This is a genomic window from Candidatus Enterococcus murrayae (genome assembly GCF_017315985.1).
GTDB lineage: Bacteria > Bacillota > Bacilli > Lactobacillales > Enterococcaceae > Enterococcus_A > Enterococcus_A murrayae.
Map to the genome: position 1 here is coordinate 44,575 of NZ_JAFLVR010000026.1, position 15,116 is coordinate 59,690.

The window sequence follows — 15,116 nt, forward strand, 5'->3', positions numbered from 1 at the left end:
AAGTGGATTCTTTTGTTAAGATGATCAATCGTATCGCACAGCTTTCGGCTTTATATCGAGAAAAAGAATTTAAAAAGCTGGGGTTAGGAGAAATGCATCATGCCTATATATTGAGCGTTTGTGCTGACCCGGGAATTTCACAGGAGCAGCTGGCCTGTAAAATCTTTATTAATAAAAGCAATGTTGCGCGGCAATTAGCACAGCTGGAGCAAAAAGGCTTTATCACTCGTCAAAGCGATCAGAACGATGCGCGGCGGCTAAGAATTTTTCCAACAGAAAAATCCTTGGCGCTGGAGTCTGAAATCCGTTCAATTCTAGCAGCATGGAACCAAACATTATTAGCAGAGATACCAGCGGAACAACAAAAAGCTGTGTTGGTTGGATTACGGGCAATGATGGAAAAAGCAGAAACAGAACTATGCAGTAAGGAGCAAAAATGAAATTAATCATTAATTATTTGAAACCCTATCGTTCTCGTGTCACGTTAGGCGCTATTATTAAATTTTTAGGGACTATGATGGAGCTGGTTCTCCCATGGAATTTGGCTTATATATTGGATCATGTCATCCCGCAAAAAGATCCTAACAAAATTCTTTTTTGGGGCGGTGTAATGCTGGCCGCGTCGGCTTTTGCCTTATGGGCAAACATCGTTGCCAATCGAATGGTGTCGCGGATCGCCAAGGACACGACGGAAAATATTCGCGGCGATTTATTCCATAAAATTACTTATTTAGATACAACTCAGATTGAGGATATCGGTGTTTCCTCATTAGTTTCACGTGTAACATCTGACACCTACAATATTCATTTGACCTTAGGTGTCATGATGCGGATGGGGATTCGCGCACCAATTCTTTTAGTAGGCGGAATAGTGATTACTACCACCTTGGATCCGATTTTGACTCTAGTCCTAGTCGCAGTTATGCCGATTATCTTTGTGATGGTGACGCATATTTCGAAAAAGGGCGTGCCGCTTTTTGGCAAGCTGCAAAAGCAAGTGGATCAGCTTGTTTTGACCGTTCGAGAAAATGTGACCGGCTCACGTGTCATTAAAGCTCTGTCAAAGGAAGCCTTTGAACGTCAACGTTTTGAACATGTAAACCAATCCTTAGTGAATGCCGAAACAACAGCCAATGTAACGCTGGCTGCCTCTCCTGCTCTTTTGGATCTATTTTTAAATTTAGGTTTGACCTTAGTCATTGTAGTCAGTGCCTATCGAGTGAATGACGGCTTGACACAACCAGGAGTTATTGTAGCCTTCCTTACCTATTTCACAATTATTTTGAATGCGATGCTTTCGATCACGCGAATTTTCGTCCTATACTCTCGCGGTCTAGCTTCCGCCAATCGGATTAATGAGGTTTTACGCAAAAAGGCTTCGTTAGTTCCTGGAACGTTAGATCAAAGAAAGCCCGCTTCTACTAAATTAGTTTTCGATCATGTGACGTTCACCTATCCTGATGGCGGTCCGGCAATTGAAAAGATCAGTTTCAGCGTTGATCCTGGGGAAACTTTAGGGATCATGGGAGCTACCGGCAGTGGAAAAACCACGATTGCTAGCCTGATTTTACGGTTATATGATCGGACCTCTGGACAGATTTTACTTGATGGACAAGAAATCAAGCATTACTCACTGGATGCTTTGCATCAAAAAATCGGGGCCGTACTGCAAAAGGATCTTCTTTTTGCCGATACCATTCGGGAGAATATTCTATTTGGCCGAACGTTTTCAGAAGACCAAATCCAGCAAGCAATCGATGATGCGCAGGCTCGTGAATTCATCGATAAACTAGCAGAAGGCTTGGACTATCGCCTGGAAGCCAAGGGTCAAAACCTCAGCGGCGGGCAAAAACAGCGGATACTTTTAGCTCGTGCCTTGATTGGCCAACCGGATTTGCTTATCCTAGATGACTCCTCTAGTGCGTTGGATTATCATACCGATGCAAACTTGCGAAAAGCCTTGCGGATGCATTTCACTGAGACAACGAAAATATTGATTGCGCAACGAGTCAGCTCGGTTCAACATGCTGATAAAATTTTGCTATTAGACAAGGGGAAAATGATTGGCTACGGTACTCATGAGGAATTATTAGCCGCCAATCCAACCTATCAAGAAATTTATCAAGGACAGACTGGAGGGCAAACCATTGAAGAATAAGGACTCACGCAAGGGTACGCTGCTCCGGCTATGGGGATATTTGTATCAATTCAAATGGCTGTTACTGCTGGCGGTACTATTGACCATTGCCAGTAATCTGTTTGCTTTAGTTGGACCGCTTCTATCTGGTTACGCGATCGATGCGATCCAAATCGGCAAAGGCAATGTGGCGTTCCAAAAGGTTTTCTTCTATTGCAGCTTGATGGTCGGCTTCTATTTAGCTTCAGCGATTTTAAGCTATACTATCAGCCGGCTAATGATCTATTTAAGTCAAAAAATTGCTTTTCGTTTACGGAAAGACCTTTTCGATAAAATCGTTTCACTGCCTGTCGGCTATTTTGATCAGCACCAAACCGGCGATATCGTCAGCCGTATGAGCTATGATATCGATACGATCAATACTTCGTTGGCAAGCGATTCGGTCCAAGTACTGAGCAGCCTAGTGACCATTATCGGCTCCTTTGTAATGATGGTAGTGATCTCGCCATTAATGGTGACGATCTTCTTAGTCACCGTACCCGCTTCGCTTTTATTGACACGCTTTTTAACGAATAAGTTTCAGCCCCTATTCCGGAAGCGTTCTGCTAAGCTGGGGGAATTAAATGGTTTAACAGAGGAACTTTTGTCTGGTGAACAAACGACCAAAGTCTATCATCAGGAGGAAACGATGATTTCTCGCTTTGGAAAGAAAAACGAAGAGGCTATGACTGCATATTATAATGCGGAATACTACGGTAGTATGACGGGGCCTTCCGTGAACTTCATCAACAATGTTTCACTGTCATTGATCAGTGTTTTAGGCGCCTTTCTATTTTTATTTGGTCAATTAACCTTAGGTAAGCTTTCTTCTTTTGTGCTGTATTCACGAAAATTTTCAGGCCCGATCAATGAGCTGGCAAATATTTTCAGTGATCTGCAATCCTCTATTGCTGCTGCTGAGCGTGTCTTCAAGCTATTGGATGAACGTCCCGAGGTTCAAGACGTACCAAATGCCCACGTCTTTGAAAAGGCCCGCGGAGATATTCGTTTTGACCATGTTTCCTTCAGCTATCAAAAAGAACAGCCGGTCATCAAGGACCTCTCTTTTGATATCTCTGCCAGCAGCGTCGTGGCCATCGTTGGTCCGACTGGAGCAGGAAAAACAACCATCGTTAATCTATTGATGCGCTTTTACGATCCTGATAGCGGCACGATCTATTTAGATGGACAAAATATCAAAAACGCGACCCGAGCCAGTTTGCGAAAACAATATGCGATGGTTTTGCAGGATACTTGGCTCTTTACGGGGACAATCTTTGAGAATTTGACCTATGGGAATGAAGACGCCACTTTAGAAGATGTGATTCGAGCAACCAAAGCGGCTCATATCCATGATTTCATCGCACAATTGCCAAAAGGCTACGACACGGTGATGACCGAGGATGGCTTAGCGATCTCGCAGGGACAAAAACAATTATTGACGATCGCCCGGGCGATGCTGCTTAATGCCGAATTATTGATCCTTGATGAAGCAACATCTAATGTGGATACGCAAACTGAATGGCATATCCAAGAAGCCATGGGGCAATTAATGACCAATAAAACTTCCTTTATTATTGCCCACCGGCTTTCAACGATCCGTGAAGCTGACCTGATCTTAGTGGTTAACGACGGAAATATTGTTGAACAAGGAACTCACGAGGAATTATTGGCTCAACATGGGCGTTATTACCAGCTGCATCAAGCACAATTCGAAAATTAAAAACCCAGAGTATCCACGATGCCTTTCGTAGATACTCTGGGTTTATTTTGTCTTTTCTGCAATCTGCCGAACTACTTCAACAAAGCGTTCCCTCTCATTGATCCAAGGACTATGACCTGAATGCTCAAACCAAATAATTTCCTTTGCGGGAGCCTCTAATTGGTCATAATAATCCTCAGCTAAATCCACTGGCGCATTCATATCATGCCTGCCTAATAAGAAATAAACAGGAACCTCTAATTTCAAGTACCCCTTTCGCAGATCGATCCCATAAAGCTGCGGATAAACTTGATTGAAGGTTTGCAAGATCCCTCGGAGATAATTGACTTTATCCAGCAAGCCGTACTCTTTTGCTGAAAGATCACGGATTGTTTGAAAACCAGCATTCTGAATCTCAGGATTTCGCGCCATGATTTGATTCAGATAATTTAGATAAACGGCACTTTGAGTAGTTACTGAACGGCCATAATAGGGCGGCTCACCATTTTTCCGTAAAGTATCTACTACCTTCTGATCCCCATTTTTTTTTGCCAGTTTCAGCGCTAAGGCATAATCGATCTTTTCTGTTTCTTCAAAAGCAACCATTTGCCCAGTCCCCATAAATGCATGATACAAATCCGGACGCTCCTTTGCCATGAAAATCCCTAACGCGCTTCCCCAAGACTCTCCCACTAGATAAAGCTTTTCCTGCTTAAATTCTTTCAGCAATGAACGAACCAACGACGTCCCATCCTTCACATAGATTTCAGGAGTTAGTTGCTTTCTCGAAATCGCTGAAAAAGATTTTCCTGAGCCTGGCTGCTCCCAATTGACGACGACAAAATCCTTCTCCAGCTTCGCAAGCTCAAATCGTGTTGCTGCTAATTGAGAACCACCGGGACCACCCGCTAAAAAGAGCAGCAGCGGTTTATTTCGATTTTCCCCACGAATGCTGATCCATTCCTTACGGCCATTCAACTGAACGGCCCTCAGCTCTGCTATACTATTTTCTCCAGCAATTTTTGGTGTCCCTGCGGTTAGCTGAGTCGCGACTATTAGAATTATTCCTAAAGTAATGACCACCAGCATTCCCAAAACTCCTTTTTTGATTCCCTTCGTCAGAAAGGCCGTCTTCTGTCCCCGTAAACGCTTAAAAAGAAAAACGAAGAATTTAATCAGCAATACCAAACTGCACAAAGCAAGTACCAATAGAATGAAAATAAATACACCTACTACCAACAAAACAAGCCCTCCTTTTTTTGACCACCGTTCAACAACTTCATCATAACAAGTTTTTGAACGATGGTCAACTTGTTGTGGTATACTAATTTCGGAGGTTGATACAATGAGCAAACGAGATTTGATATTGGATGCCCTGCAGGAACTGCTCTATGAGGGAACAGCCGGCACCGCTTCCGTTCAAGATATTGCAAGTAAAGCCAAAATCGCAAAGGGCGGGCTTTATTACTACTTTAAAAGCAAAGAAGAAGTACTAGATGCTTTGGTGGAACGTCAGTATAACTACGTCATTGAAACTTGTCGAACAAAACTAGCTGCTGTCGACGCACCTGCTTTGGAAAAAATAAAATTATTACTCTTTTTTTATCGCTCTACCGCAGTAGATCGTGCACTGGACAGTGCTTTGCATGAGCCCCAAAATGCCGCGATTCATCAGAAATCCAATGCTTTTATCATGCAAAAGCTGGCACCTATCGTCAGTGGAATTTTACAGCAAGGTGTTGAAGAAAAGACCTTTGTCTGTGCACATACGGAACAAACAGCAGAACTATTGCTTTCGCCGATTATCTTTTTACTTGATCCCGGTTTATTTACCTGGACCGAGCAGGAAGTCCAGTTGAAGCTGAAAGCATTAGCCAAAATGCTGGAATCCAGTCTTCAAGCGCCTCCAGGATCCTTCACTTTTCTTTACGAAAACTGGACAACGCAAAGCCTAAAATAAAAAAGTTAGTTGAAGGCTGCGGCCCTCAACTAACTTTTAGCTATTCAGCATATTCTCTACCATTTCTTTGCCAAGAAATGTCTTTTCTCCTAACTCCTCCACGGTCATTCCATCTGCGGCAAGTCTCTTCACCATGACTGTCAGATCTTCGCCGACTTGAATCACATGCTTGTCTGGATCGTAAAAACAGGCTACCTTTTGTCCCCAAGGCATCGTTGCGACGTCTCGCAAAAAGTCTAAGTCCTCATTCTTAATTCGCTCGATGAAGCCATCAAAATCCTTCGTCTCAAAATAAAATTCAACCGTATTGTTCTGATAGTTAAAGCTTTCCTTGCTGCAACCAGTAAATTGTATCCATGATTCCTCTGTTTGCAACGATAGACCACCATTAAATGTCACATTCTCACCAAAATCAGAAATGATATCTACTTCTAAAATTTTTCGATAGAACGCTTTTGACCGCTCCATATCTTTTACCACCAGCATTGGTCCTTGATAGTCCATTAAACTCCTCCTTTTTAAAGCGTTTACATCATTGTTTACTATATCACAAAAAAGTTGCTTCATGCTTGCTAAATTTCATATAGATGTTTCTTATCCGATAACTGACCTATGTCTAGTAAATTCATCTCATTTTACTCAAAAAAACTGGAATCACTCGACCCCAGTTTTTTCAAAATTATTTTGCTTCTATATAAGTAAGCTTTTTGCCCGTCATTTCTTCATAATCATTGACCATGATCTCCCAGGCTTTCGCAATTATCTAAATTACCATCCGCCTGACGCTCCGCCGCCGCCTGATGAACCACCGCCGAAGGAGCCCCAAGAAGAGCCGCCGCCTGAGCCGCTATCGTTATCCGACCAGTTATTAGAATTATAGTTTGAGGCTAAATAAGCCGTCGTCAATACATCCCCATTACCGGAATATAAGGTGTCGCCGATTAAGATGCGACCAAACATTTTCTTTTGAGCAGAAGGATTTCTAAGCAACTTCCCTTGGATGATCGCCCGTTTGATTCCTCCTACAGACATTCCAACGATTAAACCGCTTAATAGAATTTGGTAAAGCTCCGTGTGTTTAACTTTGCGCTGTAATTCTGTCTCACCAGTGATCGAAGCTGTTTCGGACTGATATTTCTTGTAATTCTCTTTTAAGAAGACACGTGCTCGTAAAAGATTGACTACTAATAGGAGACTGACAAAGAAAAGCAGACCTAAGACTACCATCCCCGTCAAATGAAAGAACATCAGCTTTGTTCGTTGACTCTTCACATTTTTGATCTGTGAATCTACCAAAGCCGTCTTCGTATTCATGATCGCGAATACTTCATCCAAGACTTGGTTAACACCCGTATCATAGTCCTCATCCTTGAAGGCATCTACCACGTCATCATCATTGATAATGTCATCGGCTTTTCCATCAGGAATCAGGCCTTCCAGGCCATACCCTACTTCCAAACGAAATTCTCGTTCATCTAAAGCTACTAAGTACAAGACCCCATTGTTTTCATTCTTATCACCGATCCCCAATTGATTGAAGATCTTGTTGGCATAAGATTCAATATCTTCGCCCCGAGGCAATTGCGGTACTGTGACTACTTCAAATTGGGCACCGTTAGTACTTGCGGCTAATTGCTTATTCAATTGATAGATTTTTTGCTTTGTTTTCTGACTCAGCATCTGAGCATTATCAGAAACAAAAATATTATTCTTATTGATGGTTAAATGCCCATCTGTATCCTTGATCGCCACGTCATAATTATTGGCCGTCTTAGGATATTCCTTCAAATTTGCCAAATTATCATTCATGGTGGTTTTGAAGGATTGGCTGACGGTGACCTTTTTACCAGACAAAATATCTTCTCGTTCTTGATCCAAGGTCGTCAATTGCTGATCATAGGCGGCCTTTTTATCATTATAGTCGCTGTTCGAGAAAAGATTGAACAAACTGAACCCGCTGACCAACATCACAATCACTAACACTATGGAAAATAGCCCATTGCGTTTACGCACCTTACGATAATTCTCAACGACCTCTTGATGGAGCTGTTTCCCTGAAGTACGCTGTTCCCTTCTCATTTTCCTCACCCATTCTTATTCAAAGCTGACATCCGGTACTTCCTTGGCCTTTTCATCGGCCTTGAAGTTCGCCTTTTTATCGAAGCCTAAAACTTTCGCTGCCATGTTTTTGGGGAAGCGAACCAAGCTTTGATTGTAGTCATTGACCTGCTCAATATAATTTTTCCGCTCAACTGAAATTCGGTTTTCTGTTCCTTCCAGCTGGACCATCAACGTTTTAACATTTTCATTTGAAGCCAATGTCGGATAGTTTTCCTGGATGACATTCACCATTGTTCCTAAGCTTTGATCGATTTGATCATTCGCTGCATTTTTTTCAGCCGGTGTTTTTGCACCATTATAGGCTTTACGCGCATCAGTGATCTCCTTGACGATTTTTTCTTCGTGTTTCATACTGCCTTTGACACTATTTACTAGATTTGGAATCAAATCTGCCCGTCGCTGCATCACATTTTCCACTTGCGACCATTTTGCGTCCACGTCGTTTTCTGCTGATGCCAATGAGTTATATGTCGTTATTAAGTATGCGCCGATTGCCAGAACGATGACGACAATTCCAACAATAAGTCCTGAACCTCTTCGTTTCATTTTTATCCCAACCTTTTTCTGATTTTTTTATTCTGTGTGATTGAGCTAATTATATCATTCGGGGAAACCTGCACCTCAGACTTTCGACTGATTTTTCGGCTAAGTGGTTGACAAAAAAATCCCCTGATTTTTTCCTTCATATAATACAAACACATTCGCAGTAAAAAATTTTTTCCTGCTCTTACAAATTAAAATGAACTGGACGAGCTTCTATATAGCCGCGATAGCCCTGCGGTTCTAGTTGAATACGCGGCGCTTCATTTTCTGCCCACTGACAATTGTTCTCTTGCGGATCATAACGATCGATCTGATGCATTACCGCAGGAATCGCTTCATCAAATCGAGACTCATCATACGGATCTCCTTGGAACAGCAGCATCGTACATGCCGGCAACGTCAGCAGCTCAAAGCCTTCAGGAATCATTCCTTGGTAATCAATGGGAACTTCAACGCCTTGAGCATATGCTGAAGCGCCTGCTGGCCGTATATTTTCAGGCAGCCAAAGACCTACAGGCTCATACAGGGCTTCTTTGATACTGGCAAGTATCCCCCACACATCGCAGCCTACCTCGCGCGCGTATTCAATATAGCTTTCAGCCTTCTCCCCACATAAGAAAATCAGTTTACGGGCTGGGAAATGAATTAAACGAACATGCAAATTTTTCGATAAGGGCGGCAGATCCCCACGCTCCTCCCCCATTAAATAATAGCTTTCGACTGGGTAAGGGGTGAACAAGGGGATGGGCGGTGTCTTTTTTTGATAGCTTTTCGGAGTGACACCGAATTGTTTGCGGAATGCTCGGGTGAACCCCTCATGAGAATCAAAGACAAAATCCAATGCCACATCGATTACACGCAATTGCTCATCTCGCAAAACCAAAGCCGCCCTGGATAAACGTAATTTACGAATGTACTCAAACGGGGAGGTATTCGTATACTCCTTAAACATTTTGGCAGAGTGCCACGGTGAGTAGCCCGCTTGCTGAGCGAGAATATGCAGCGTGATATCTTTATCTAAATTTTCTTCAATGTACATTTGCATGCGAGTAACTGCCGCTGCACGTTCCAATTTCGCCATAATAATCCTCCACGTCTCTTTCTTACTTAGTATTTCTCTACTTAAACGACTCTAGCGACTCTCCAAAAAATCACAAGGAAGGTCAAGAAATGCTTCCAGGTCTCTTCTATACTTATGGTATCAACTAAATGGCACGTCGTCCAACTGGTTTCGATTGTTTAAAACAGAAATGGATACACAACAAATCAACTATCGAAAAGCTTGAGGGAAGGATAGACCGTTTAGGAATGAATACGATAAAATAGGCAGGAGTGTTGCTAAATGAAACGCATCAAAAAGAATTTAGTTCGTCACATGGAAAAGCTGTGTCAGGAAATCGGACCGCGAGCCACTGGATCAGCTGGCAATAAGGCCGCTGTTGATTACGCTGCGGGAATTCTTCGATCATTAGGGTATGATGTTCGCTTGCAGGAGTTTTCTTGTATGGATTGGCAAAATAATGGGGCTGAATTAATTGTAGATGGTCAATCGGTTGAAGTTGCGGCAGCGGAATATGCACTGCCTTGCGAGGTCAGCGGAGAACTGATCTGTGTACAAACGATCCAAGAATTGAAAGAGGCTGATTTGACCAATAAGATTTGCGTGATGTACGGAGACTTATGTAAAGAACCGCTTATGCCAAAAAGCATGATTTTTTGGAACCCTGAAGACCATCAAACGATTATTCGTGAGCTGGAGCAAAAACAGCCTTTAGCCGTCATCACCGTGAGTTTTCTTGAAGAGGTCCCGGTACCGATCATTCAAGATGGCGACTTTTCTGTTCCATGTGGAACAATCAAGGGTAAATTCTTATCTGCATTATTACAGAAGAAAAACGCTACTCTGCGTCTAATGACCGAACGCAAAGCAGCGAACGCAGCCAATGTGATTGCAACCTTAGGTACAGGAAAGAAATTCGTTTATTCGGCTCATATCGATACCAAGCCAACCACCCCCGGCGCGTTAGATGATGGGTCAGGTGTAGCAGTGCTGCTAGCTCTAGCTGAGGAGCTGGCTCAAACTGAGTTGGATAATCAGCTTGAATTTGTTTTATTTAATGGCGAGGATTATTATTCGATGCCTGGTGAAATGACTTTTATGGAGCAATCACTAAATCAACCGGCAGAGTATGCATTCGCCTTTAATGTCGATGGTGTCGGTATGCAAGACAGCACCATCTCTTACTCACTCTATGAATGCTCGGAACAGCTGACCAAACAATTGGACACCTTATCGGCAAATTATCCAACCGTCGAAAAGGTTGATCCTTGGCCGATGGGAGATCATATGCTATTTGCCGGAGCGGGTATCCCGGCGGTCGCGGTCACTTCGACACAAATAGCCCTATTGATGGAAGCCGTCATGCACACGCCAAAAGATAATTTAACTATCATTGATTATCAGCGTTTAGCAGAAGCCGTACTATTTTTAGCTGAGTTGAGCCAAGCAGCGACACCCTGATTTCTTAGTTCGAACTGTCTGTTGTTTTAGCAGACAGTTTTTTCATATTTTAAAAACGTTACTACCAAATTTTTCGATAGCCGGCGTTTCTACACAATGGTGTGACTCCGCCAGCCGCTGCTAAATTAGCATTAAGCAGAACGAGTTCGCAAAGCTTTTCTTATCAATTTCTAGTATTTTTATTCCTTGCTCCACTCACAAATAAAATCAGCACATTTTTCAATATCAGCAGATGCACCGGCTTTACGCCGGATCAAATAGAAATTGCGTTTATAGCTATCATCCAAGCGTTGATGAGCAATTCCCTCTGCCGCCAGCTCTGAAATTAAGGAACAGCCGAATCCCTGCTTCAACAGCCCCACAATAACCTCATTATTTTGGACTTCCATGACGGGACCATCGATATCCTTCTCTTCTAAAAATCGCTTCGTATAATAGTACACACCGGAAGTATTTTCACGCACCAGCCAAGGACCCTTGATTGTGTCACCGGCTAGAACCAGCTGATCCTCCATCAATGAGAACCGCTTGATATTAGGTGCAGATAAGGGCTTCTCAATAAATCCGATATCCACCGTATGATGCTCCACCGCTTGTAAAACCTCTAGTGAATTCATCATCCGAACACTAAAACGAATCTGCGGAAATTCTTGATGTAATTGGATCAAAAGAGTTGGCAAAACATAATTAGCAAAGGTATGAGAAGCGCCGATCACACAACGGACGATTTGCTGCTGATTCGTTTGGACCGCTTGATACAGCTTATCCCAATCATCCATCAAGTCGACAACGCGCTCGTACAATATCTCGGCTTGCGGTGTGACCAGCACCTCCTTCCGACCACTGCGAATAAACAATTGTGTGCCAAATTCATTTTCTAGCTGCTTGATTTGAGAAGAAACCGTTGGCTGGGAAATAAACAAAATTTCCGAAGCCTTCGAAAAATTTTTTGTTTCATATACTACTTTGAAGGTTTCTAGCCACTTAAACATCGTAATCACTTCCATTATCTTTTTCTATCTAAGGTATTATATCAATAAATTATAATAATAAAAGATATCAGTTATAATTTGTTATGCAAATGAAAAGCCGGTGAAAAATCTTTTAATCCTACTTGTTAAAAGAAACTGTGTACACAAAATTCTGCAGAAACTATCAACTATTAGAAAGAGGTCGAACGATGTTTACTCGTTTTTATACAAAAACCAAACCCTTTTTACCAGGGTTAGGCCTATCTATCGGTGTGGCAATCTTAGCCAAATCTGCCGCCTTGCTTTTGCCCAAACTAGGCGGAGCAACTTTGGCGATTTTGCTGGGAATCATTTTAGGAAACACTTTATTTAAGCAACCAATTTTAGCCGCCGGCACCAAATTTTCTGAAAGCCGCTTATTAGAATATTCCGTCGTTTTACTGGGATTCACGGTAACTTTTCAAACCATCGGGGAAATGGGCGTCAAGGGACTGCTCTTTATTCTATTGATTATGGCGACCGTCATTGTCGGGGCGTATTGGATCGGAAGAAAACTGGGCTTCAACGAAAAAATGTCCATGATGATGGCTGGTGGAAATGCGGTGTGCGGATCATCAGCGATTGGTGCGATCGCCCCTTCGATTGAAGCGAATGACGAAGAAAAAGGACAAATCATTACTCTTGTCAATTTGCTGGGAACAATAATGATGCTGACGCTGCCCTTTTTAGGTCTTTCTTTATTCGGGGATGCTTTATTAAGCAAGAGTGCTCTGCTTGGCGGAACTCTGCAATCCGTCGGACAAGTCGTTGCCGGAGCCAGCTTGATCAATCCAGAAACCGTCAAATATGCGATGCTTTTTAAAATTACTCGCATCATTTTTTTAGTGGTGGTCGTTTTCGTATTCGAACGAAAAGCCCAGCATGACGGTATTGTCACGACAAAAGGATCGAAGAAAAAATTCCCGATCCCATGGTATGTTACCTGTTTTTTGATTTTCTGTGTTATCAACAGCTTTTTCACATTGCCGCCGCTGTTCAATAATGGGGCGCATTTCATTAGTACTTGGTTTGAAACAACGGCATTAGCAGCCATTGGATTACGGTTGGACTTCCGAAAATTCTTAAAAGAAGGTCCGCGCTTCCTGCTTTACGGCTTATCCGTCGGCGCTGTTCAAACAACCGCTGCGCTGGTGTTTATTTTTCTGTTGGGTATTTAGACTAAATAGAAACAATCTGCGTTCCATGTGCCTCGGAGAGATTTAATGTCGCTAGTAAATGATCTACATTATCAAATCGAATGCCAGCTCCCGGCAGAATAATGATTCGCTCATTCGCATACGTGATTAGCTCTAATAGATGTGACGTCGTTTCAGAAATTGGCTTTTCTCCGCTCCCGCCATGGGTCAATATACGATCAACACCGTTTTCGGCTAACCAATCAATTGCTCGAAATTGATTTTCTTTACTCAGCTCATCAAACGCCATGTGAAACGTGACTGCCATATTTTGAGCTTGAGCTAGGAGTGACTGAATCAGCTTTTCATCTAACCAATTGTCTTTTAAACAGCCAAAAACGATCCCGTCTGCTTGTAAATCCTTACAAATCTTCACATCGTCCTTCATGATTGCCGCTTCAGCTTCATCATAAACAAAATCCCCGCCCCTTGGTCTGATCATGACCATGGTGGGGACATTTTTTTCTTTCGCATAGGAAAGTGTTTGTTTTATTACACCGTAGCTTGGTGTTGTCCCTCCTTCTGCAAGATTGTCACATAGTTCGATCCTGCCAGCTCCTGCAGCAATTGCCTGAGGTATCTTTTCAAAATTCTCAGCACAAAATTCTTTGATTACCTTATCTTTGTCCACTCCAAACTCTCCTATCTAATTAGATTGCATTTTCTTCGATTGCTTTTATCAAACGCTCCATTCCCTTTACTAAAAGCGCCATTGGACAGCCAAAATTTATCCGAATGTACATACCATTAATCTCCTTAAAAATGGCACCTTCATGTACATCAACGCCATACTTTTCTTTCAGCATCGCCCTGATTTCATTGGAGTCCTTACAGGAACTATCTATGATCCGAAGCCACGCTAAGTACGTACCTTCTGATTTGATTAATTCGGCACGTTTCGTGTCAGCAAAAATCCTTTCAAGATAGCGATAGTTTTCTTCTAAAATTTCAATCAGCTGCTCTAACCATAGACGCGCCTTCGCTGGATTTCCATAAAGACCATTCAATGTTTCGATGGCAAACAAATCTAAATCATTCAAGCCGTTTGCCTTAAACACTCCTTCTAGTTGCTTCCTCAACTGAACATTTTTTGTAATGACATACGAAGCCTTAATGCCTGCAACATTAAACGTTTTTGCTGGGGACGAAAGTACGATTACTTTTTCCACAGGATCACTTTTTCGTAAAACCGAGTAGAATGAATAATTATTGAATACAAGATCACTGTGAATCTCGTCTGAAATTAAACACAACCCTCTAGATCGTGTCAGCTGCTTAATTTCTTCAATTTCAGCCATGCTCCAGACTCGACCGACGGGATTATGCGGGTTGCATAAAACAATTGCCTCAATTTGTGAATCTTCATTGAGTAATTGTTCTACCTTGTTGAAATCTATTTGATGACTGTTATCCACATACAGGAGCGGTATTTCAATTACTTCGATACCACTATTTTCTGCAATAGTTATCAACGGTGGATAACTTGGTGTGAATACTATTATTTTTCCACTTGTTGATAAACACGTTTCAAGGATTACTTGATAACTGTGCAAAACACTTGTTGTAAAAAGAATATCCTCTATTTTTACTACACAATCATGCTGTTTTTTGTACCACTCACAGATTCGTTGATTTACTTCCTGTGGAATATCCGTATATCCGAAATAATTCTGATGAACTCTAGAAATCAAATGCTCTTCTAAAAACCCTGGTGACTTCAAATCCATATCAGCGATCCAAAAAGGCAAAATATCTTCATCACCATAACGTGACCATTTCTTTGAATAGTTCTTTTTTCTGATTTCTGCAATTGTTTCCACTTCTATACTCCTATCTTGCAGCAGCATTCTTCATGTGAAATTCTAAAAAGCCTAAAACTTGAAAAAC

Annotated in this window: 14 protein-coding genes; 6 read left to right on the top strand and 8 right to left on the bottom strand. The window is 42.1% G+C overall.

Features of this window, described 5'->3' with window-relative positions; translation table 11 throughout:
- The first annotated feature begins 2 nt into the window (after nt 1–2).
- Genes JZO85_RS11555 through JZO85_RS11565 form a run of 3 tightly spaced genes read left to right on the top strand, consistent with a single transcriptional unit; the run spans nt 3 to nt 3,899 of the window.
- The gene (locus tag JZO85_RS11555) at nt 3–440 is read left to right on the top strand and encodes a MarR family transcriptional regulator (RefSeq protein ID WP_207108684.1); all 438 of its coding nucleotides are present in this window, start codon (nt 3–5) and stop codon (nt 438–440) included.
- Nucleotides 437–2,158 carry an ABC transporter ATP-binding protein gene (locus tag JZO85_RS11560; protein WP_207108685.1) on the top strand — a complete coding sequence of 574 codons (1,722 nt, stop codon included), beginning with the start codon at nt 437–439 and terminating at the stop codon, nt 2,156–2,158. Before JZO85_RS11555 ends, JZO85_RS11560 begins: the two co-directional genes overlap by 4 nt.
- Nucleotides 2,148–3,899: an ABC transporter ATP-binding protein gene (locus JZO85_RS11565; protein ID WP_207108686.1), complete on the top strand. Its 1,752-nt coding sequence runs from the start codon at nt 2,148–2,150 to the stop codon at nt 3,897–3,899. Before JZO85_RS11560 ends, JZO85_RS11565 begins: the two co-directional genes overlap by 11 nt.
- A gap of 42 nt (nt 3,900–3,941) precedes the next feature.
- Here the strand turns inward: JZO85_RS11565 and JZO85_RS11570 are convergent, their stop codons facing one another.
- A complete protein-coding gene (locus JZO85_RS11570; protein WP_207108687.1) occupies nt 3,942–5,120 on the bottom strand; it encodes an alpha/beta fold hydrolase in 1,179 nt (392 codons plus the stop codon).
- Between the two features lie 103 nt (nt 5,121–5,223).
- On the opposite strand from JZO85_RS11570, the gene JZO85_RS11575 reads away from it, so the two are divergent.
- Nucleotides 5,224–5,838 (top strand): TetR/AcrR family transcriptional regulator, encoded by a 615-nt coding sequence (locus JZO85_RS11575; protein WP_207108688.1) that lies wholly within the window; start codon nt 5,224–5,226, stop codon nt 5,836–5,838.
- Between the two features lie 36 nt (nt 5,839–5,874).
- Here the strand turns inward: JZO85_RS11575 and JZO85_RS11580 are convergent, their stop codons facing one another.
- The 4 genes from JZO85_RS11580 to JZO85_RS11595 all read right to left on the bottom strand — a co-directional run bounded on the left by JZO85_RS11580 (nt 5,875) and on the right by JZO85_RS11595 (nt 9,583).
- Nucleotides 5,875–6,342, bottom strand: a complete 468-nt coding sequence (locus JZO85_RS11580) for a VOC family protein (protein ID WP_207108689.1) — start codon at nt 6,340–6,342, stop codon at nt 5,875–5,877.
- Nucleotides 6,343–6,606: 264 nt separating this feature from the next.
- Entirely contained in the window at nt 6,607–7,917 is a 1,311-nt protein-coding gene (locus tag JZO85_RS11585; RefSeq protein ID WP_207108690.1) for a TPM domain-containing protein, read from the bottom strand.
- A 15-nt stretch (nt 7,918–7,932) separates the two neighbouring features.
- Nucleotides 7,933–8,505, bottom strand: a complete 573-nt coding sequence (locus JZO85_RS11590; RefSeq protein ID WP_207108691.1) for a LemA family protein — start codon at nt 8,503–8,505, stop codon at nt 7,933–7,935.
- A gap of 181 nt (nt 8,506–8,686) precedes the next feature.
- Complete coding sequence (locus JZO85_RS11595) at nt 8,687–9,583, bottom strand: AraC family transcriptional regulator (RefSeq protein WP_207108692.1); 897 nt, start codon at nt 9,581–9,583, stop codon at nt 8,687–8,689.
- A 261-nt stretch (nt 9,584–9,844) separates the two neighbouring features.
- On the opposite strand from JZO85_RS11595, the gene JZO85_RS11600 reads away from it, so the two are divergent.
- Complete coding sequence (locus JZO85_RS11600; RefSeq protein ID WP_207108693.1) at nt 9,845–11,023, top strand: M28 family metallopeptidase; 1,179 nt, start codon at nt 9,845–9,847, stop codon at nt 11,021–11,023.
- 179 nt (nt 11,024–11,202) lie between these two features.
- On the opposite strand, the gene JZO85_RS11605 is transcribed toward JZO85_RS11600, so the two are convergent.
- Nucleotides 11,203–12,015: a LysR family transcriptional regulator gene (locus JZO85_RS11605; RefSeq protein ID WP_242550338.1), complete on the bottom strand. Its 813-nt coding sequence runs from the start codon at nt 12,013–12,015 to the stop codon at nt 11,203–11,205.
- 188 nt (nt 12,016–12,203) lie between these two features.
- Here JZO85_RS11605 and JZO85_RS11610 point away from each other — a divergent pair, with 188 nt between their 5' ends.
- A complete protein-coding gene (locus JZO85_RS11610) occupies nt 12,204–13,211 on the top strand; it encodes a YeiH family protein (RefSeq protein WP_207108695.1) in 1,008 nt (335 codons plus the stop codon).
- Between the two features lies 1 nt (nt 13,212).
- Here the strand turns inward: JZO85_RS11610 and JZO85_RS11615 are convergent, their stop codons facing one another.
- Nucleotides 13,213–13,860: a copper homeostasis protein CutC gene (locus JZO85_RS11615; RefSeq protein ID WP_207108696.1), complete on the bottom strand. Its 648-nt coding sequence runs from the start codon at nt 13,858–13,860 to the stop codon at nt 13,213–13,215.
- Between the two features lie 19 nt (nt 13,861–13,879).
- Entirely contained in the window at nt 13,880–15,049 is a 1,170-nt protein-coding gene (locus JZO85_RS11620) for an aminotransferase class I/II-fold pyridoxal phosphate-dependent enzyme (RefSeq protein WP_207108697.1), read from the bottom strand.
- Between the last annotated feature and the right edge of the window lie 67 nt (nt 15,050–15,116).

Bases quoted from the DNA above. Each gene is read 5' to 3' on its own strand.
- JZO85_RS11600 (WP_207108693.1), top strand. From the start codon at position 9,845: ATGAAACGCATCAAAAAGAATTTAGTTCGTCACATGGAAAAGCTGTGT.
- JZO85_RS11605 (WP_242550338.1), bottom strand. From the start codon at position 12,015: ATGTTTAAGTGGCTAGAAACCTTCAAAGTAGTATATGAAACAAAAAAT.
- JZO85_RS11560 (WP_207108685.1), top strand. From the start codon at position 437: ATGAAATTAATCATTAATTATTTGAAACCCTATCGTTCTCGTGTCACG.
- JZO85_RS11580 (WP_207108689.1), bottom strand. From the start codon at position 6,342: ATGGACTATCAAGGACCAATGCTGGTGGTAAAAGATATGGAGCGGTCA.
- JZO85_RS11590 (WP_207108691.1), bottom strand. From the start codon at position 8,505: ATGAAACGAAGAGGTTCAGGACTTATTGTTGGAATTGTCGTCATCGTT.
- JZO85_RS11585 (WP_207108690.1), bottom strand. From the start codon at position 7,917: ATGAGAAGGGAACAGCGTACTTCAGGGAAACAGCTCCATCAAGAGGTC.
- JZO85_RS11595 (WP_207108692.1), bottom strand. From the start codon at position 9,583: ATGGCGAAATTGGAACGTGCAGCGGCAGTTACTCGCATGCAAATGTAC.
- JZO85_RS11610 (WP_207108695.1), top strand. From the start codon at position 12,204: ATGTTTACTCGTTTTTATACAAAAACCAAACCCTTTTTACCAGGGTTA.
- JZO85_RS11575 (WP_207108688.1), top strand. From the start codon at position 5,224: ATGAGCAAACGAGATTTGATATTGGATGCCCTGCAGGAACTGCTCTAT.